The sequence below is a fragment of the Halohasta litorea genome (assembly GCF_024494645.1).
GTDB lineage: Archaea > Halobacteriota > Halobacteria > Halobacteriales > Haloferacaceae > Halohasta > Halohasta litorea.
Window position 1 is genome coordinate 115,392 of the sequence record NZ_JANHDJ010000002.1, and the last position, 16,962, is coordinate 132,353.

The window sequence follows — 16,962 nt, forward strand, 5'->3', positions numbered from 1 at the left end:
TGTCGAAACGCGCTGAGCCGTTAGCCGCCGAACGCCTTGATGGCCATCCGCCCTCCCCGGACCGCGCCGAACCCTACCCCGAAGACGAGCACTGCGGGCAGTACTCCGGCGAGGGCGGCCCGAACCAGCGTCGTTCGGTGGACGACTGCCAACCCGACGATCAACAGGCCGGTCCCGTACAGCCCACAGAGGGCCGCCACGCCCGGCACCGGAATCCACGCGAACACACAGGGGGCGGTCGCATAGCCGATGACCTGGACCGTCTCGCTGACGCCCGCGCGGTCCTCGACCAGGCCCATCAGAACCACGGTCTGAATCGCCGACACGAGATGGAGAAGCGCGGGCGCGGCGACAACCGCCGTCACCAGCAGAACGAAGACGGCAGTCAGCCCGACGCTGTCGGCGATAATCGGGATTCGGTCCTCGGCAAACACCCGGTCGGGCTGGACTGCCAGCAGCCCCCCGACGTAGGTCAGTGCGACGACGATCGCAAAACTCAGTCCTGGAGCCTGATCGCCCGGCGCGACGCCGTTGGCGAAAAACCGACGTGGACGGGTGAGAACTTCGCCCCACGCCCGCACCATGCCACCCGGCCCTCGATCACGGCCGCCGCCCGGCGTCTCGACCCACGTTGTCACGGTCGACCGGAGGGCTGGCGGCTGTATCAGCGTTACTATCGCCACCCGGAGTCCACGGATTTTTCACTGCCGGTAGCACCCTGTTCGGTATGGAGGCCCAACTCCGCGCCGGGATCGCGATTTATAATGCTGGAGCCACCCACGCGGCCCATGACGCCTGGGAGGACGTGTGGCTCGACCTCTCCGAGGGTACTAACGACGAGCGGTTGCTCCACGGACTGATCCAGTTTACTGCGGCAGTGCACCACGCCCACAACCGCAACTGGAGCGGCGCGGTCGGCCTTGCCGAAAGCGGTCGGGAGTATCTAAGCGGGGTACCGTCGACCTACCGCGGTGTCGACCTGTCGGTAGTCACTGACTATTTACAAGGCCTACAAACCGATCCCGAGCGGATCGAACGCGCTGGGCCACCCGCGCTCAGTTATAACGATCGGCGGCTGTCGGCGGCCGACCTCGAACTCGACGCGATCACCATTGCGGCCGCAGTGCTCGCCGAGGAGTTCGACCGGTACGACGAGACAGTCATCGACGCCGCGGCCGACTACGCCCGCGAGGAGGTCGACGGCAGCCAAACGCAGTTCATCGGCTTGCTCACAACGTTCGTCGACGAGTCGACCCACCGGGGGATCGTCTACGACCGGTTGGCCGCCCAGGTCGAACGTCGGCAACGAAAAGAACGGGATGTGGCTGGGTTGTTCGATCCCGCAGATGAGGAGTAGCCAGCGCCTAATACTTCGGTTCCGCGCCGGTCGCCTCGTAGATCGTCTCCATCAGGTCATCCCGTTGGCGCTGCCAGGTCACAAGCGCTTCGGGCGTGGAGGGATACCGTTCGTAGTGGTTGATCAGTTTCTCGGCGAGCTGTTTGACCTTGTAGAAGTCGACGATCTGTCGCCAGTAGCCGAAGCTGTCGATGGCGGTCCGCGCCGCCAGCAGCGGCCCCATCGACGTTTTGCCGGTATAGAGGGCCTCAGCCAGCTTTTCGCCCGGAAGCGCAGCCAGCAAGCCCATCAGGTCGTCGATGTCGACCGCCGTCGAGAGGATGTTGTAGACGTCGAGTCCGGCGTACCGGGAGCCGAAGTGGTCCATCACCCGCTCGTTGTACCGCCAGAGGGCCTCCTCGCTGACGTCGCCCGCTTCGATGGCCTCGACGGCCTGCTCGGCAGCGTACTGCCCGGCGTAGGCTGCGCCCGCGATCCCGCCGCCGGTCGTGGGGTTGACGTGGGCGGCGGCGTCGCCGACCGCCATGTAGCCGGGGGCAACCGCTGAATCGTAGACGCGGCGTGTCGGGAGAGCCGCGCCGAGTTTGTCGGTGACCTCGGCGTTCTCGAACTCCTCGCGGTCTTTGAGGTCTTCCTTGAGGTCGTCGATCATCTGCATCGGCTCCTCGTTCATCTGGAAGCCGAGCCCGGCGTTGATCGTCGTCGAGGTCCGCGGGAAGTACCAGAGGTAGCCCGCCGCGCGTTTGGTCGGTTTAAATACGAGCGCGTCGTCCCACTCGACCTCGTCTTCGACTTCGACGATCTCGCGGTAGGCCGAACAAAATTGGGAGTAGCGGACGTTGGTGTCGAAAGTCGTGTCTTCGAAGTCGACTTTGTCCTGGAGCAACGACAGTGCGCCCGCGCCGTCGATGACGATTTCGACGTCGTACTCGACGGGATCGCCCTTTCGGATGCCCGTGACGCCCGTGACGGTGCCGTCGTCGGCCTGGGTGACGTCCTGGACGACGGTATCGTAGTGGAACTCGACGCCGGATTCCTCCGCGCCCTCGATGAGGAGTTTTCCGTACTTCAGTCGATCAATCACGGCGAGTTCGCCGGGGACAGGGATCTCCAGGACGGTGTCGTGGCTCGGGATCTCGAAGCGGCCGTGGTCGACGTCCGTATTCGTGAAGGCGGGCTCGATCTTCGATTTCGGGATCGCCTCGGGGAAGTCGTTGGCGCCTTTTAAGGCATCGCCGCAGGCGATGTGACCGGCTTCCGCTTCGTCTTTCCGTTCGATGATGACGACATCGAGACCGGCGTTGGCGGCGGTCGCCGCGGCATAACAGCCCGACGTGCCTGCGCCGACGACGGCGATATCGTACTCGTGGGTAGTCATTGGCAGCAATCCATGCTCCGTGGCGAAAACTCTTTATCTCGAAATCAGTCGTCTCCTATCCGACGTATAACTGGTAGCGAACGGACTGATTGCTGTGGCACCCTCGTACTCGCCTTGATCGAAACAAACGATGACGGGGTGGGAGGCGGTCTCGACCACGGACGACGAGCGCGCACGATCCCGATGGAACACGGCCGATGACGCTGCGTCTGCCCGGTTCGAGGCCGTGTCTCGTGGCTGGACATCGCGTCGGCCTACAGTACTGTCCGGAGCGCGAGGATCGCGACGATGCCGGTCCCCAGCGAGATCGTGATGCTGTCGGTCCGCCAGGCGACGACGAGGACGACCGCCGCGGCGAGCCACGTCGCGAGCGTGCCGCCGACCAGTTCGGGAGCCAGAATCGAGACGATGATCGCGCCGGGCAGGATTTCGAGGCCGGATTCGACCCGCGGCGAGAGGTCGACTTTCCCCAGCAGCCACAGCCCTCCAGCTTTGGTCACGTAGGTAGCGACGGTCATCGCCGCGATGACCGCGACGACGAGTGGGTCAAGCTCAATCGTCATACCGGATCATCTCCACGCCCGCCCCTGCGAGCCCGCCGAAGAGGATGTACCACTCGCCGCCCAGCAGCTGTGCGGTGCCGACCGCGACGCCAGCGGCGACGAGCCACGGAAGGAGATCCGACCGACCCTCCCAAAGGCCGACCGCGATGGTGACGAACACCGCCGTCAGCATGAAGTCGAGCCCGTAGGTTTCGGGGTCGTCGATTACGCCACCCGCGGCCGCACCCAGCACCGTCGAAAGGACCCAGAACAGCCAGATCGCGATCCCCGACCCCAAGAGGAACGCGCCCGCCGGGTTCCCGGATCGGAGCTCCTGGATCGTCAGTGCCCAGTTCTCGTCGGCCATGACGAACACGCTGCCGTAGGCCTGCAGCGGCGAGAGCTTCTCGAACCACGGGCGAAGCGACGCACCCATCAACAGGTACCGGAGGTTCACGATGAACACGGTGCCGACGACCACCGCCACGGGGATCGGCTGGTCCCACACCCCGATGGCGATCACCTGGGCTGCCCCGGCGACCACGGTGGCGCTCATCAGCGTCGACTCGGCGATACTCAACCCCGCCTGCCGGGCGAGCACGCCGAACAATACGCCGTAGCCCGCGACTCCGAGGGCGACTGGCACACAGGCAATAAACCCCTTCCGAGCCCCTGCAAACGAAAACGTGGTCGACTTCGGAGCGGTCTCGTCGCCCTGCTTGCCGGTGGTTTCGCTGCCCATATTGATGCTGTCCGGTCGCGTTTCTTGACTGTTTGGACTCGGTGCTGGGTCTGAGAACAGAACGGCCTCGATGACAAGCGAAAACATCCTCGTTGCGTATCTCAATGCAGTCATCGACACCGAAGAGAGCTTCTAACTGACGTTAGGCGTCGACTACCGATCCGATTACGCCTTCCGCCGTTTCGACGAGCGCGTCGACATCGTCGCTTTCGGCGTAGAGCCGGATGTATGGCTCCGTTCCCGATGGTCGGACCAGCAGCCACGAGTCGTCGGCAAAGGTCAACCGGATGCCGTGGGCGAACGATACATCAGCCTCGGGGAACTGTTCGGGGAGATCGTCTTCGAGCTGTTCCATTGCGACCGATTTTCGCTCATCGGGGCACTCACAGCTCACCTTTCGGTAGGGTCGTTCGGTGATCGGCTCCCGGAGCGCCGGTAATCCCTCGTCGGCGACCAGTCGTGCGATGACTGCCGCGCTGGCAACCCCATCGATCCAACCCCCGAGCTGGGGATGGATGTGTTTCCACGGCTCGGCGGCGAAGACGACCGACTCGTCGTCGCCTGTGGCGACGATTCCTTCATGGAGCCCGCCCAGTCGAACGCGGTCGACGCGTCCCCCGGCAGCGGTCACCTGCTCGTCGATTCGCCCCGACGCGTTCGGCGTCGTAACTACGACCGGCGTCGGCGCGTCCGCGCTGTGCTCGGCGACGTACTGCCGAGTGTAGTAGCCCGCGAGGATCGCGAGGACCGTGTCCTCGTGGACGATCTCGCCCTCGCTGTCGACGATGACGATCCGATCCCCGTCGCCGTCGTGGGCGATACCGAGATCGAACGCCCCGTCGGCCAAGAGTTGACGGAACTCCGAGAGCGTCTCGGGGGTCGGCTTGCTCGGCCGGGCCGAGAAGTGGCCGTCGACGGTCGCGTTAACGCCGATCACGGTCGCCCCGAGTTCGCGGAGGACCGCCGGTGTCGCGTTCGCAGCAACCCCTGTTCCGCAGTCGACGGCGATCCGTAGTCCATCACAGTCCCCTCCGAACGCGCGGCTGTAGTCGGCGACCGCTTCGCGGTATGCGGGCAGGCGGTCGGCTCGCACTGTCGACTGCCACCGGTCCCACTCGGCCGGTGGTGCGTCTTCGTCGACGAACTCCTCGATCTGTCGTTCCTGTTCTCTGTCGAACTCCGAGCCATCGGCGAAACATTTGATCCCGTTGTCGGTCGGCGGGTTGTGGGAGGCAGTAAGCATCAGCCCGTGGCGACCACGGGAGGCGAACGCCAGCGTCGGCGTCGGGACCTGTCCGATCCGTACCGGCCGCACGCCCGCCGCCGCCACCCCGGCCTCGGCGGCCGCCGCCAGTGCCGACCCGGTCGTGCGACCGTCGCGCCCAATGACGACTTCGGGCGGCGACCGGTCTCCTGACTCTGTTTCAGTCACGATTCGCGCGACTGCCTGCCCGACTGCGAGCGCCACCGCCGGAGTGGCGTGGTCGACAACGCTCCCGCGAACCCCCGCCGTTCCGAACTCAACCATACGCTACCCATTCGGTCACCACCATTAGAAGCCGCTGGTCGACCGCCGCTGCGCGTGTCGACCGTTTATTTGACAGGCGGTCGAAGCCGGTAGCGATGACTGAATCAGACCGTGTTCGTGCCCATGTCTTCGTTAGTGGCCGTGTACAGGGAGTCTACTACCGAGCCAGCACGCGCGACAAAGCCCGCGAGGAGGGCGTCGACGGCTGGGTCCGAAACCTCGACGACGGGCGTGTCGAGGCCGTCTTCGAGGGGTCCGAGGCGGCGGTCGACGCGATGGTCGAATGGTGTCACACGGGGAGCCGAGCGGCCGATGTCGAGGCCGTCGAGGTCACGATGACGGAGCCCGAAGGAGAATCCGGGTTCGAGGTTCGGCGGTGAAAAGCGGGCAACCGGATAAAAAACGGCGGCGGCGAAACGAGTTGGAGTGTAGGGTGGACGCGGAATGGGGGCGTGTCGTCAAACGCCGTCCCATCGGGCAAACCACACGCGGATGAGCCGAACTCAGGGCAGTCGAGCGACGTGTCGATCGGAGAACAACCTCGAATGTTGTGATGGGGCTCTCTTAGTTTCACCTCCGCTGTGTGATTGTCCAGACATATGTGATTCTACCACATATAGTCCGGGTTATAACCGATACACGAAGCCGTTATACAATATATATTGAGGATATGTGTCCGGATGTCCGATTACTATTCACCAGTCGGCGTGAGCCGGAGCCGCAACTGAGATCGCTGTTCCTGGAAGCGGTAGGTGCGAAGAGACGAGCCGAGGTGGCCCCCGAACCTCGGCGCGTCGTCGGGTCCGACCAGACCCGAAGCGACTGGGATGGGCGCGGCAGCGTTCTTGCCGACGGTGACGAGAAAAGCGTCGATACGTCGGCGTTCTCTTTTGGTATCTGGTACTGATAAATGCACCGTCCTCCGTCCGCCAGATATCAGTCACGCCGGTCGTCCAATGCCGGGAACGATCCCCGAACATCACGGACCTGCTGGGGGTCGACCGACACCGTCAGCCGTGTCGGCTCGTCGCCGACACTGCCCACGGTGGTCCCCCACGGATCGTAGACGGTCGACCGGCCACAGAGCGTCGTCTCGGCGTCGGGGAACGTTCCCGAGCCGTTGGTAGTCGCCACATAACAGAGGTTCTCGATGGCTCGGGCCCGCCCCAGCGTCTTCCAGTGTTCAACCCGTGGGTAGGGCCACGCGCTTGGGACGACGATCAGCTCGACCCCCTTGTCGACCAGCCGCCGATACAGTTCGGGAAACCGCAGGTCGTAGCAGGTCGTCATTCCGACGGTCAGCCCCTCGAAGTCGACGGTCGGGAGCTGTTGGCCGGGGACTAACAGCTCCGATTCGGCCGATTCGTAGCCGAACAGGTGGTGTTTCCGGTAGACGCCCCGTTGGTTTCCGTCGCGGTCGAAGAAAACGGCCGTATTTGCATAGCCCTCGGTGGCCGGGACATCGTAGCCCGCCGCCGCGCTGGCGGCGAGATCTTCGACGGTCGTTCCGGCAACCAGTCCGACGTCGTTGTCGGCGGCCATCGCCGCGAGACGGTCGAAAAGCGGATCGTCGAGCCCCGCGGCGTGGGTCGGGTAGTCATCGAAGGCAAAAAAGCCGACCACGAACTGCTCGGGAAGGACGACGAGATCTGCGCCCTCGGTGGCGGCGGCCGCAACGGCCTCGGCGGCCCGCGCGAGGTTCGCCTCGATTTCGCCCGGCTCGATTTCGAGTTGGGCGAGCGCGAGATCCATCGTTAGGCGGTGTCTTCGAGGTCCGCCCGCAGCGCGTCTTCGAGGTTGTCCATCTCTTTGTCGAGGTTACGCTTAAAAAAGCGCTCGACGCCGGGGAGTTTGCCGTCGACGACGAACTCGTTTGTGAGGGTACAGCCGGTGTCGGTCTCGGTGATGGTGTGTTCGCCGGTCACGTTGAGTGCTTTCGAGCGCCCGGAGAACTTGACGCGGGTGGGTGGCTCCCGGTTGACGTCTTCGGTTTTGACCTGAACCGTCGAGTTGATAAGCGGGATCGGCAGTTTGACGTGCCAGATCGCCCGGTTCTCGCCGCGGAGCTCGTAGGAGTCGACGACGCTGATCGCGCCCGCCCGCTTTTCGGCGTCGGCGATGAACTCCCAGATCCGCTCACCGGGCACATCGAACTCGAAGGTCCGTGATACACGGACTGTCATTGGTACTGAATCGACTGGCGAAGGTAAAAAGGACGCGGAAGGGGCACCGACGGCGGGTTATTCGGGGGTGACACGCCAGGTTGTCGACTTGGCCCGACTCCACTTTTCGATCTGGACATCGTCGGATTTCTCGGCGAGCCGCGGGAGCCGTACACCGACCTGCTTCGAGGACAGACCGATGGCCTCGGCGATGGTTTTCGCCCGGAAGTATCGTTCACCCCGCGAGACGCTGTCGCGGAGATAGGCGACGATCCGCTTTTCCTCGTCGGTGTAGGAGGTCATTGCCATCGTATAGGGCTGTGACGGGCTTAACAATTACGTCCCGCGAACGCCGACAGATGTCGACTCGGCTGACGGTCACTCGTAGAGATGGATGACGGCGACTGAGAGGGCGGCGGTGAGCAGTGCGGCAGCGAATCCCCACGCCTTCATGAGTTGTGTCGGGCCGCCGAACATGAGCAGCGCGCCCAGGACGGCGAGCACGCCGAAGGCCATCGAGACGCCGAGCGCCTTGTCGGAGTCGACTGATCCGGTTTCCATACGGGATGCTTCGACGGTGACTACTTAATATATTCGTCCCACAGCGGGAATCAGCTACTTTATTTCGACGTGTTCGGACTCCTCGTCGAGTGCGAGGTTGGCCGCGATTTCGGCGTTCCGAACGGCGTACTCGGCGGTCTGCTGGAGACTTACGAGTACTTCGCGCACCCGGAGCAGCTCCGTGTTCGACAGCTCCGGCAGATCGTTGAGGATCTCCTGTTCGCGGTCGGCGATCTCGCCGAACAGATACCGGCATTTGATCGTGAGATCGTAATCCCGTTCGACGACCGCCCGGACGGCGAGTTCGGTCATCCCGTCGACCTGATCGGTGAACTCCCGGATTCGGCGCATCGTCGAACTGTCGATATCCAGCCCCTCGCCCTCGGCGTCCATCACGATCTCGGCGATATCCTCGGCGTTGTCCGCGGTGAGTTCGAGGTTTTTGGCCACCGAACGGTAGCCGATCAGTGGGAAACTGGAGTCGAGACCGACGGCCCGACAGAGGTTGGGATTCTGGTGGGCCGTGAAGATCAGCCGCAGCAGGAGGACGAAGATCTTGTTGGCCTGTCGCTCGCGGTTGAGCGCCCGCTGGGCGAGATCCGCGTTGTCATGGGCCAGCGCCTTGATCGCCTCGCCACGCATCGTGCTGCCGGTGTTTTCCAGCCGTTCCAGGAGGTTGTCGAGCGTGAAGTCCTCTGGGTCGACCGAACACCGGATGGCAATGGACTCGGGCGTTTCTTCGATCACGCCGAGGCCCATCAGCTGGGTTTCGGCCTTATAAACGGCGTTGATGTGTTCGGAGTCGAGTGCGCCCTCGGATTTCTCGACGTGAATCACGCGCCGACCGAGGACGTACTGGGCGACGATCGCCCGTTCGAGCGCCCCGGCATCGAGGTTGTCGGCGTTGATGATCGCCTCGCTTTCCTCGGTGCTTGCGGACTCCGGCAGGACGGTGAGCGTCCCTTTGCCACCCATTCGAATCGACACCTCATCACCTTTTTCGACGTCGTGAGCCTTTGCCCACTCCGCTGGGAGGGTCATCGCCAGCGTTGATGGCCCCAACCGTTGGACTTTCCGTGTTTCCATACTTCTAGGTTGTCTCGTATCTGCTTAATTGTGTCTATACACATAGTATTGACCTATGTAAACACGATTGACTGTTGCTCTCCGAATTTCCTTGGTATGTGGTTATTTAGCACACTATTATCTGACATAGCGACGAACCAGTAGTTGAACGCCGATCGATCAGTGAAGATCAATCTCGGTGACTTCGAACCGTGCCCCGCCACTAGAGCCGTTTTTCACGTTGATCTCCCAGCCGTGAGCTTCGACGATTCCCTTGACGATCGAGAGCCCATAGCCGCTACCCTGTCTCGTCGTTGTGTACCCGCGGTCGAAGACGGCCTCCTGGTCGTCGTCCGGGATACCGGGGCCGTCGTCTTCGATGTAGAAGCCGTCATCCGATTCGAGAATGCCAGCAGTGATCGTGATCGACTCCCCTCCGTGTTCGAGTGCGTTCCGGAACAGGTTTTCGAGCGCCTCCCTGACTCGTGCCGGATCGCAGTTGAGCGTCGCTCGCCCCTCGATTTCGAGTGTTGCCTTCGGCATCACGATGTTTTTCTGGCCCTCCCTGAGGAGTTCGGCAAACGAAATCACCGAGCGGTCGTCGATCTCTTCGCCCTCCTTGGCGAGAGCGAGCAGCTCGTCGATGAGGGTGTCCATCTGTGTGACCGCGTCGCGGGCTGTCTCCAGATGCTCGCTATCACACTCCGTGGCGGCGAGTTCGAGGGTCCCATCGGCGACGTTCAGGGGGTTTCGGAGGTCGTGTGCGACCGTCCCGGTGAACTCGCTGAGCTGTTCGTTTTTGACTAGTAGTTCTGCTTCGTGTTCCTTCCGGTTGGTGATCTCTTTGGTGTAGCCTGCAAGACACTGGATCTGGCCGTCGTCGTCCCGAACCGGCTTGCAACGCGATTCGACCCACGCCGTGAGTGCCTCGGACCGTTCGACGCGGTACTCGATCTGTACTTTCTGCCCCGCAATAGCTCGACTCATTGCCTGTTTTACCCGGTCGACGTCGTCGGGATGCAGGTGGTTCAGAAACGACTGTGGCTCGGCGTCCAGCCGCTCGGTGGATTGGCCGAAGAGCTGCTCGTGGGCGGAGTTGACGAACAGCAGCTCCTCCCAGTCGGATGAGAACACCCAGAACGCGTCGGAGGTCGTCTCGACGAGCTGGCGGAACCGCCGGTTCTCCTGTTCGATGCGCTGCTGTTGGCGTCGGTACTCAACGTGGGTCGTGATCTTCTGGACAAGCAGTGCCGACTGATTACCGATCGTCTCTTGGATCACGTAGTCGGTGACGTCAGCACTGATTGCCTCGCTAGCGGCCGCTTCGTTCCCCGTCTGGGTGAACATGATAAACGGAAGCTCCGGATTCATCTCACGAACCGCCTGGAGGAAATCAACCCCTGTCCGCTCGGGCATATGGTAGTCGCTGAGAACACAGTCAACGGACGTTGTCCGAACGATTTCGATCCCCTCTTCGACCGACGTAGCCGTCAAAACGCTTACTCGGTCGCCTTCAGCAGTCAGCTGTGTGGATACCAACTCAAGGAGTTCGGAACTATCATTCACGTATAGCACAGTGATCGGCTGGTCCGAATCCATTAGACTCAATGATTTATAACGATAATTAATAATTTTTGTTTTATTTTTACCACTCTGGTGGTGAAATAGGAATATGATCGACAGATTGTTAGACTACTTGTATCATTCGGCGTTCGAAGCGCCCGACCCGGACTTTCCGCCACCCGCGGAGCCGCTCATCGAGTTCGGGGTCGTCGGTATCGACCCGGAGCACCGACATCCCGTCGAGCTTGGTGCGGGAGGCGACGATCTCGACAGCACACTGCCGAATAACGGCGGGCGAGAGCTGTGGGTTCCCGCGGCCGAAGACGAACCCCTGGCCGCCGATCGGCGAGACGACGATGACGTTGTCCGCACCCAGCGCATCCAGGATCTCGGCCTCGCTGCCGTCTTCGACCAGCACCTCGCCGTCCCGCCAGACGTCGACGCCGATCGGCGATCCCTCGAAGCCCAGCGCCGACTTGATCGCCCCCACTGTCGAGCCCGGGCCGAGTACGTAGGTCCGCGAGGGATCGATGCCGTCGGCGATTCCCGCGGCCAGCGACTCGACGGTACCGCCGCCGAGCTGTTTCGAGGACTGCAGCTCGTCGGTGACCGGCACCCACGCGACCGCCCGGAGTTCGGGGTTGACCTCGCCGTCGCGGTAGTCGTCCTCGTCGATATCCATCACCTCCCGGCGCTCGGTCCGGTCGAAGCCGACGACGATGTCGGCGGCGTCCTCGGGTGAGACAGCAAACACCGACGAGTACACCTTGACCCCGGCGGGCACGCCGAGCATCGGAATCTCCGTGTCGGAAAGGGCCTCGGCAACATCCGCGGCGGTCCCATCACCACCGACGAAGAGAACGAGGTCGACGGATTCGCTTACAAATGCAGCCACCGCAGCCGCCGTATCGTCGGCGGTCGTCTCACTGCCGTGGTCCGGGGAGTACACGGCGGTCGGTTCAAAGCCCGCTTCGCGGGCCAGTGACCCGCCCATCGGCTCGGCGGCGGTCAGGAGTTCGGTATCAGGAGCGAGATCGGCCAGCCGGTCGAGCATCCGCCCGGCGCGGTCGGGAGCGCGTGGCTCGGCCCCACGCTGGCGGGCCTCGTCGACCTTACCATCGGTGCCCTTGAGGCCGACACGCCCACCCATTCCCGCGATCGGATTGACGACGAAGCCGATGCGCATGAGTACACACCGGCGACGGGGAACCAAAAGAACCGCGACCGCCTTCGGCTACCGCTGGTCGACCCCCACAGATCGACCTCCTGGAATCGGTATGTGCCGACTACCGCTGGCCACCGTCGGTCAGCGCGCGGCGACTGAGCGCGTCGGTTGCGAGCCCTTCGGCCTCGTCGACGTTGGGGCGGTTGCCGGAGCTGATCTCCGTACAGAGCTGGTCGGCCAGCCACGTCACATCCATCCCGGTTCCTTCGGCTGCAACCCGGCGGAACGTCGGTTCGTACAGCGGGGCGACTCGCTGACCGGTCTCGGCGAGCGATGCGTTGGCGACACACTGAACCTGTTTGACGGCTTCTTCGGGCTGCATACATGGACACATACTGGAGACGGGGTTAAATACTTACTCGAATTCGTAATTGAGTAAATTCTGGCAAACATTTCGGATTCCTGGCTGATCGCCATCCGGTCGACCGACGGATATAGATAAAATCGAGACGGTCTATGAGTGTGACCAACACTGACAATACACGGGCGTCCGTTGCCGAGCGTGCAGCCACCGCCGGGGCCGAGCTCGCCGTCGAGCAGTTCAGAACCGGTATCGACGCCGAGACCAAGAGTTCAGCGACCGATCTCGTCACTGAGGCCGACCGGGCGGCCCAGCGACGGGTGATCGAGGTGATCGAATCGCAGTTCGACGGCGACACCATCGTCGGCGAGGAGGAGGATGCCTTAAAAACGGTCCCGGACGAGGGCGCGGCGTGGATCATCGACCCCATCGACGGCACCAACAACTTCGTCGATGGGATTCGAGTCTGGGGTACCGCAGTCGCCGCGGTGATCGACGGCGAGCCGGTCGGCTCGGCGGTTGTGTTGCCCGCCCTCGAAGACAGCTACACCGCCGACCGGACGGCGGCCTACCGGAACGGCACTGAGATCAGCGTCAGTGAGACGAGCAAGCCGGAGCTGTCGACGGTCGCACCGATGCTCTGGTGGGACACCGACAGTCGGGGGGCCTACGCCGCGGCGACCCGTGAGATCGTCGAGCGGTTCGACGATCTGCGGCGGTTCGGCTCCGCACAGGCCACTCTTGCACTGGTCGCCGATGGCTCGATCGAGGGCGGAATTACCGACCTACAGGCCCATCCGTGGGACAGCGTCGCTGGTGTTCATATGGTCCGACAGGCGGGTGGCACCGTGACCGATATTCACGGCAACCGCTGGCGACACGACTCGACCGGGATGGTTATCTCGAACGGCGCGGTCCACGAGGCGATGCAGGCGGCGACCGACGGGATCGTCGACCACTGAGGTCGCCGCCAGTAGCGCCGACCGCGGTCGGGCGACCGGCCTACAGTCGACCGGAACGCTCAATTCCTTGACCGCCACACAGTCACCCAATGGCTGCAGTCTCCGAGCGGCTCGATACCTCCCCCGAACGGCTCTGGATCGGCACCGGTAGCGCTATCGTCGCCGCCTTGCTCATCGGCTCGCTGCTGTTTCGCGAGCTCGTCTACGGCCGGTTCCTCTGGCAGTACTTCTGGGGCCCGGTTGTCGCTGACGGCAACGGCGCACAGTGTGCGATCCGCTCGGGCGGCACCGTCGAGTTCGGCGGCTCGGCGGCCTGTACGCAGGCCGAAGCCGCCGGACAGATCGTCGCCTATCCGGGCTACACGATCGTCTCTGAGATCGGCTACATATTCACGTTGTTGTTCGCACTGTTCGGCGCAATCTTGCTGCTCCGGCGGCTCGATCTCGGCACCGACCGGCGCTTTTTCTACGCGCTGTTCCCGTTCATGCTGTTCGGTGGCGCGCTGCGGACGATCGAAGACGCCGGGATCGCGGCACTCGATGCTGGCGTCGAGCCGCTGATCTCCTTCCCGGTGAGTGCGCTCATCATCAGCCCGTTCATCTACGTCACAGTGTTCGGCCTCACGTTGGCGGCCGTTCTCGTGAGCGTCCGGCTCGAATCGGCCGACTACGTCGACGCCTACGAGTACCCACTGGCCGGTATCGGAACCACGCTGCTCGTGGCGTCGGTCGGTTACCTCACAGTTCTCGGCCTGACGACCGACTACGTAACCATCTATCCGCAGGTGTTGCTCGTGACCCTCGCCGGGGCGACGCTTTCGGCACTGCTCGTCTGGAAGCTCATCGGGGCGAGCTATCCCGAACTCAACGCCGGAACGGGGTTTATCGGCGGTGTCGTCATCTGGGCCCACGCTGTCGACGGGATGGCCAACGTCGTCGGCCTCGACTGGATGCCCGCCCTCGGTGCGGGGGCGAACCTCGTCCCGAAACACCCGGTCAACGCCGCCATCGTCAATATTACCGGCGCCGTGCTGCCCGAGCCGATCCTCGCGGTCACCGGCGACGCGTGGCCGTTCCTGCTGGTGAAACTGGCGGCCGCGACGTTCCTCGTCTGGGTGTTCAACGACGAGCTCTTCGAGGAGACGCCGCGGTACACGATCCTCCTGCTCGTCGCAGTGGTCGCTGTCGGCCTCGGTCCCGGAACCCGTGATATGCTCCGAGCGACGTTTGGGGTATAAATATATAAGTAGTCGGCGGCTCCCCGTCGGCGTCATCGGTGGGGACTCGCCGGACGAGTCAGAAGCTACTCGTCGGTTTTTCCGTCCGCGTCGACCGTGATCACCGTACAGTCGAGTTTCTCGCGGAGATACGAACCGATGTCGGGGTCCGAGAGGAGTTTTTGGACCATCCGTTTCCACTGGCTGGCCTGTCCGGAGCCGATCACGACGATATCGGCCTTCTCGGCGGCGATCTCTTCGAGGATCGTCTCCTCGACCAGAAAGCCACGGCGGACGACATAGCGGGCCTGCTGGAGCTCGCCGAACTCGCGTTCGACCGCCGTTTTCAGTTCGGTCCGGCTGACGTGGTTGCTGTCCTGATAGAGGTCGACGTGCAGCACCGACAGCTCACCACCGCGGTCGGCGGAGATACGGATCGCCTCGCGGAGCGTCGCCTTCGAGTGGGCAGTAAGCGGGTACCGGACCGGAACCACAACGAGCGTCATCTGTGTCGATATCGATGACTCCAAGCAAAGAGGCTATCGCTCCGGCAAAACAGGAAGTGAGCCGCAGCTCCGTCTTGCGGCTAGCGGTTCGGCTACTGCTCGAGCTGGAAGGCAACCTCGACTTCCGCCTGATACTCTCGGTCCTCGACGGTTGCGAGTTCGACACCCAGCTCCTCGACTTCGATCCAGTGGACGTTGTCGAGTGTCGCCTGGGCGCGGTCGATCGCGTCGTCGACGGCCGCATCGAAGCTCTCCGAACTCTTGCCGATCAGTGTGACTTTTTTGTGTACCATCGCAGCTACGAGTTCGGCATACTCCCTCAAAAAATCACCCGCTGCTGACAGCTACGCTGGCGCGAGCGTCGTGTCGGGGTGGACGACCTCGAAGGCCTCGTCGTCGTCCTCCTCGACGCCGATGATCGCCCAGTCGTACGGAGGTTTGACCGACCGAAGATACTCCCGAAGTTCCCCTGTACACTGCATCCATGTGACGAAGCAGCGAAGCCGAAGCCCCTCGTCGGACTCCTCGCCGAGTACTGACTCCGGCTTTTTGGCGTCGTCCGCACACAGCGGTGTGACACGGACGCGCCGCCACTTTCGTTCCGCGACGAACTCGCTGTCCTCTTCGCTGATGGCGTAGCCGAGCCGTCGGAACACGGTCCTGGCCTCTTCGGTCGGTGGTATGGTAACAGGGGCCATCCAGTTGGACCTACGTCACCACCTATGATAAAGCTTGCCACACATATCTGGTCGGTCACCGGCCCGTCACGAATCAGTCACCGCAGGAAAGAAATTTAAGCGGTCCGTCCCTCTACCGGAGTATGTCCACGAAAGCGAAACTCATCGGCGTTCTCGTCGTTGTCGTACTGGCCTACGCCCTGTTTTCGGGCGACACTGAACCCGTCGAAGTGCAGGTCGAAGAGTAGCGAACCACTTACCCACTACCGCGGCTAACCCCCGGTCATGTACGGCGTCGTCACGCGAAACGTGCCCGAGGTCGACTGGCCGGAGTTCGAACGCGCTTTTTACGAGGTCAAAGACGTCAGCGGCCGCCCCGCCGAACCGATCGACAGCGCGGTCAACATGGTCTCCTGTTTCGGCGACAACGCCGCCGCCAGCGAGGACCCGGATCTCGTGCCGGTCGACGCCGCGGGCAACGAGGCGACCCGCGACCGGCAGTATTTCGATTGGGCCTACATCTGTCCGACCCACGACGCCTACCGCGAGGGCCTCCTGGAGATCATCGAGGACTGCGCCGGGGCGAACCCCGACGTGCGGCTCGACGATGTCGGCTTCCCACGGGAGGGCTACTGCCACTGCGAGCGGTGCAATCAGCGATTCGCCGACAGCGAGTACGACGACCGCCGCGAGTGGCGCGCCTCGGTCATCACCGACTTCGTCGCCGCGGCCAGCAGTCGGATTCCAGGTCGCACCTACCTCACCCTCTATCCCGACCCGTATCCAGGACACCTCTACGAACGGGCCGGATTGGATCTCGACGCGCTCGCCGACTACGTCGACGAGTTCGTCGTCCCGCTCTACGACACCGAGTACGGGACGACCTACTGGCTCGAAACCATCACTCGTGGGTTCCGAACCGCGTTAGGCGGCGACTACAATTTAAACGGCAACGAACCCGAGACACCCTTTTCAGTGGAGTTGTACGCGGTCGATGTCGATGTCGACAACCTCATCCACGCGGCGGAGGTCGCTGACACCTACGCCAAAGACGTCCTATTTGGCTACGACGCTGCTCAGGCCTCGGCGGCCATTCGTCGGAAAAATGCCGACCAGCGCGAGGGCGAGAGCTACGGCCCGGAATCGTAACCGAACAGCGCCACAGCGGACCAGTAG

The 16,962-nt window shown here is 63.1% G+C and carries 22 protein-coding genes; 5 read left to right on the forward strand and 17 right to left on the reverse strand.

What is annotated here, in order from left to right:
• Positions 1–20 precede the first annotated feature (20 nt).
• Positions 21–638: a YIP1 family protein gene (locus NO877_RS05355; protein WP_256395290.1), complete on the reverse strand. Its 618-nt coding sequence runs from the start codon at positions 636–638 to the stop codon at positions 21–23.
• A gap of 89 nt (positions 639–727) precedes the next feature.
• Here NO877_RS05355 and NO877_RS05360 point away from each other — a divergent pair, with 89 nt between their 5' ends.
• The gene (locus NO877_RS05360; RefSeq protein ID WP_256395291.1) at positions 728–1,357 is read left to right on the forward strand and encodes a DUF309 domain-containing protein; all 630 of its coding nucleotides are present in this window, start codon (positions 728–730) and stop codon (positions 1,355–1,357) included.
• A 7-nt stretch (positions 1,358–1,364) separates the two neighbouring features.
• Here the strand turns inward: NO877_RS05360 and NO877_RS05365 are convergent, their stop codons facing one another.
• The 4 genes from NO877_RS05365 to NO877_RS05380 form a co-directional block, all read right to left on the reverse strand.
• Positions 1,365–2,735: a geranylgeranyl reductase family protein gene (locus NO877_RS05365; protein WP_256395292.1), complete on the reverse strand. Its 1,371-nt coding sequence runs from the start codon at positions 2,733–2,735 to the stop codon at positions 1,365–1,367.
• A 254-nt stretch (positions 2,736–2,989) separates the two neighbouring features.
• Positions 2,990–3,298: an AzlD family protein gene (locus NO877_RS05370; RefSeq protein WP_256395293.1), complete on the reverse strand. Its 309-nt coding sequence runs from the start codon at positions 3,296–3,298 to the stop codon at positions 2,990–2,992.
• On the reverse strand, positions 3,288–4,019 hold the full coding sequence (locus tag NO877_RS05375) for an AzlC family ABC transporter permease (protein WP_256395294.1): 732 nt from the start codon (positions 4,017–4,019) through the stop codon (positions 3,288–3,290). Before NO877_RS05375 ends, NO877_RS05370 begins: the two co-directional genes overlap by 11 nt.
• Before the next feature lie 142 nt (positions 4,020–4,161).
• On the reverse strand, positions 4,162–5,547 hold the full coding sequence (locus NO877_RS05380) for a phosphohexomutase domain-containing protein (protein WP_256395295.1): 1,386 nt from the start codon (positions 5,545–5,547) through the stop codon (positions 4,162–4,164).
• A 95-nt stretch (positions 5,548–5,642) separates the two neighbouring features.
• Here NO877_RS05380 and NO877_RS05385 point away from each other — a divergent pair, with 95 nt between their 5' ends.
• A complete protein-coding gene (locus tag NO877_RS05385) occupies positions 5,643–5,927 on the forward strand; it encodes an acylphosphatase (RefSeq protein ID WP_256395296.1) in 285 nt (94 codons plus the stop codon).
• A gap of 311 nt (positions 5,928–6,238) precedes the next feature.
• On the opposite strand, the gene NO877_RS05390 is transcribed toward NO877_RS05385, so the two are convergent.
• From NO877_RS05390 to NO877_RS05430, 9 genes are all read right to left on the reverse strand, one after another.
• Positions 6,239–6,463, reverse strand: a complete 225-nt coding sequence (locus NO877_RS05390; RefSeq protein ID WP_256395297.1) for a hypothetical protein — start codon at positions 6,461–6,463, stop codon at positions 6,239–6,241.
• A gap of 20 nt (positions 6,464–6,483) precedes the next feature.
• Positions 6,484–7,299 (reverse strand): nitrilase-related carbon-nitrogen hydrolase, encoded by an 816-nt coding sequence (locus tag NO877_RS05395; RefSeq protein WP_256395298.1) that lies wholly within the window; start codon positions 7,297–7,299, stop codon positions 6,484–6,486.
• Between the two features lie 2 nt (positions 7,300–7,301).
• Complete coding sequence (locus NO877_RS05400) at positions 7,302–7,730, reverse strand: SRPBCC family protein (protein WP_256395299.1); 429 nt, start codon at positions 7,728–7,730, stop codon at positions 7,302–7,304.
• A 57-nt stretch (positions 7,731–7,787) separates the two neighbouring features.
• Positions 7,788–8,012 (reverse strand): DUF7123 family protein, encoded by a 225-nt coding sequence (locus NO877_RS05405; RefSeq protein WP_256395300.1) that lies wholly within the window; start codon positions 8,010–8,012, stop codon positions 7,788–7,790.
• 75 nt (positions 8,013–8,087) lie between these two features.
• Entirely contained in the window at positions 8,088–8,270 is a 183-nt protein-coding gene (locus NO877_RS05410; RefSeq protein WP_256395301.1) for a DUF7525 family protein, read from the reverse strand.
• 54 nt (positions 8,271–8,324) lie between these two features.
• Positions 8,325–9,356: a phosphate signaling complex PhoU family protein gene (locus NO877_RS05415; protein ID WP_256395302.1), complete on the reverse strand. Its 1,032-nt coding sequence runs from the start codon at positions 9,354–9,356 to the stop codon at positions 8,325–8,327.
• A 159-nt stretch (positions 9,357–9,515) separates the two neighbouring features.
• Positions 9,516–10,934 (reverse strand): sensor histidine kinase, encoded by a 1,419-nt coding sequence (locus NO877_RS05420; RefSeq protein WP_256395303.1) that lies wholly within the window; start codon positions 10,932–10,934, stop codon positions 9,516–9,518.
• A gap of 88 nt (positions 10,935–11,022) precedes the next feature.
• Positions 11,023–12,084 carry an ATP-NAD kinase family protein gene (locus NO877_RS05425; RefSeq protein ID WP_256395304.1) on the reverse strand — a complete coding sequence of 354 codons (1,062 nt, stop codon included), beginning with the start codon at positions 12,082–12,084 and terminating at the stop codon, positions 11,023–11,025.
• Between the two features lie 100 nt (positions 12,085–12,184).
• On the reverse strand, positions 12,185–12,445 hold the full coding sequence (locus NO877_RS05430) for a hypothetical protein (protein WP_256395305.1): 261 nt from the start codon (positions 12,443–12,445) through the stop codon (positions 12,185–12,187).
• A 134-nt stretch (positions 12,446–12,579) separates the two neighbouring features.
• On the opposite strand from NO877_RS05430, the gene NO877_RS05435 reads away from it, so the two are divergent.
• On the forward strand, positions 12,580–13,386 hold the full coding sequence (locus NO877_RS05435; protein ID WP_256395306.1) for an inositol monophosphatase family protein: 807 nt from the start codon (positions 12,580–12,582) through the stop codon (positions 13,384–13,386).
• Between the two features lie 89 nt (positions 13,387–13,475).
• Positions 13,476–14,624, forward strand: coding sequence for a DUF63 family protein (locus NO877_RS05440; protein WP_256395307.1), 1,149 nt, complete (start codon positions 13,476–13,478; stop codon positions 14,622–14,624).
• Between the two features lie 65 nt (positions 14,625–14,689).
• Here NO877_RS05440 and NO877_RS05445 read toward each other — a convergent pair whose 3' ends face one another.
• The 3 genes from NO877_RS05445 to NO877_RS05455 form a co-directional block, all read right to left on the reverse strand.
• Positions 14,690–15,109: a universal stress protein gene (locus tag NO877_RS05445; RefSeq protein WP_256395308.1), complete on the reverse strand. Its 420-nt coding sequence runs from the start codon at positions 15,107–15,109 to the stop codon at positions 14,690–14,692.
• Positions 15,110–15,201: 92 nt separating this feature from the next.
• Positions 15,202–15,402: a dodecin gene (locus NO877_RS05450; RefSeq protein ID WP_256395309.1), complete on the reverse strand. Its 201-nt coding sequence runs from the start codon at positions 15,400–15,402 to the stop codon at positions 15,202–15,204.
• A gap of 51 nt (positions 15,403–15,453) precedes the next feature.
• Positions 15,454–15,807, reverse strand: coding sequence for a DUF7116 family protein (locus tag NO877_RS05455; protein WP_256395310.1), 354 nt, complete (start codon positions 15,805–15,807; stop codon positions 15,454–15,456).
• 264 nt (positions 15,808–16,071) lie between these two features.
• On the opposite strand from NO877_RS05455, the gene NO877_RS05460 reads away from it, so the two are divergent.
• Positions 16,072–16,935 (forward strand): hypothetical protein, encoded by an 864-nt coding sequence (locus NO877_RS05460; RefSeq protein ID WP_256395311.1) that lies wholly within the window; start codon positions 16,072–16,074, stop codon positions 16,933–16,935.
• Positions 16,936–16,962 lie beyond the last annotated feature (27 nt).

Bases quoted from the DNA above. Each gene is read 5' to 3' on its own strand.
- NO877_RS05360 (WP_256395291.1), top strand. From the start codon at position 728: ATGGAGGCCCAACTCCGCGCCGGGATCGCGATTTATAATGCTGGAGCC.
- NO877_RS05365 (WP_256395292.1), bottom strand. From the start codon at position 2,735: ATGACTACCCACGAGTACGATATCGCCGTCGTCGGCGCAGGCACGTCG.
- NO877_RS05370 (WP_256395293.1), bottom strand. From the start codon at position 3,298: ATGACGATTGAGCTTGACCCACTCGTCGTCGCGGTCATCGCGGCGATG.
- NO877_RS05375 (WP_256395294.1), bottom strand. From the start codon at position 4,019: ATGGGCAGCGAAACCACCGGCAAGCAGGGCGACGAGACCGCTCCGAAG.
- NO877_RS05380 (WP_256395295.1), bottom strand. From the start codon at position 5,547: ATGGTTGAGTTCGGAACGGCGGGGGTTCGCGGGAGCGTTGTCGACCAC.
- NO877_RS05385 (WP_256395296.1), top strand. From the start codon at position 5,643: ATGACTGAATCAGACCGTGTTCGTGCCCATGTCTTCGTTAGTGGCCGT.
- NO877_RS05395 (WP_256395298.1), bottom strand. From the start codon at position 7,299: ATGGATCTCGCGCTCGCCCAACTCGAAATCGAGCCGGGCGAAATCGAG.
- NO877_RS05400 (WP_256395299.1), bottom strand. From the start codon at position 7,730: ATGACAGTCCGTGTATCACGGACCTTCGAGTTCGATGTGCCCGGTGAG.
- NO877_RS05405 (WP_256395300.1), bottom strand. From the start codon at position 8,012: ATGACCTCCTACACCGACGAGGAAAAGCGGATCGTCGCCTATCTCCGC.
- NO877_RS05410 (WP_256395301.1), bottom strand. From the start codon at position 8,270: ATGGAAACCGGATCAGTCGACTCCGACAAGGCGCTCGGCGTCTCGATG.
- NO877_RS05415 (WP_256395302.1), bottom strand. From the start codon at position 9,356: ATGGAAACACGGAAAGTCCAACGGTTGGGGCCATCAACGCTGGCGATG.
- NO877_RS05420 (WP_256395303.1), bottom strand. From the start codon at position 10,934: ATGGATTCGGACCAGCCGATCACTGTGCTATACGTGAATGATAGTTCC.
- NO877_RS05425 (WP_256395304.1), bottom strand. From the start codon at position 12,084: ATGCGCATCGGCTTCGTCGTCAATCCGATCGCGGGAATGGGTGGGCGT.
- NO877_RS05430 (WP_256395305.1), bottom strand. From the start codon at position 12,445: ATGCAGCCCGAAGAAGCCGTCAAACAGGTTCAGTGTGTCGCCAACGCA.
- NO877_RS05435 (WP_256395306.1), top strand. From the start codon at position 12,580: ATGAGTGTGACCAACACTGACAATACACGGGCGTCCGTTGCCGAGCGT.
- NO877_RS05440 (WP_256395307.1), top strand. From the start codon at position 13,476: ATGGCTGCAGTCTCCGAGCGGCTCGATACCTCCCCCGAACGGCTCTGG.
- NO877_RS05445 (WP_256395308.1), bottom strand. From the start codon at position 15,109: ATGACGCTCGTTGTGGTTCCGGTCCGGTACCCGCTTACTGCCCACTCG.
- NO877_RS05450 (WP_256395309.1), bottom strand. From the start codon at position 15,402: ATGGTACACAAAAAAGTCACACTGATCGGCAAGAGTTCGGAGAGCTTC.
- NO877_RS05455 (WP_256395310.1), bottom strand. From the start codon at position 15,807: ATGGCCCCTGTTACCATACCACCGACCGAAGAGGCCAGGACCGTGTTC.
- NO877_RS05460 (WP_256395311.1), top strand. From the start codon at position 16,072: ATGTACGGCGTCGTCACGCGAAACGTGCCCGAGGTCGACTGGCCGGAG.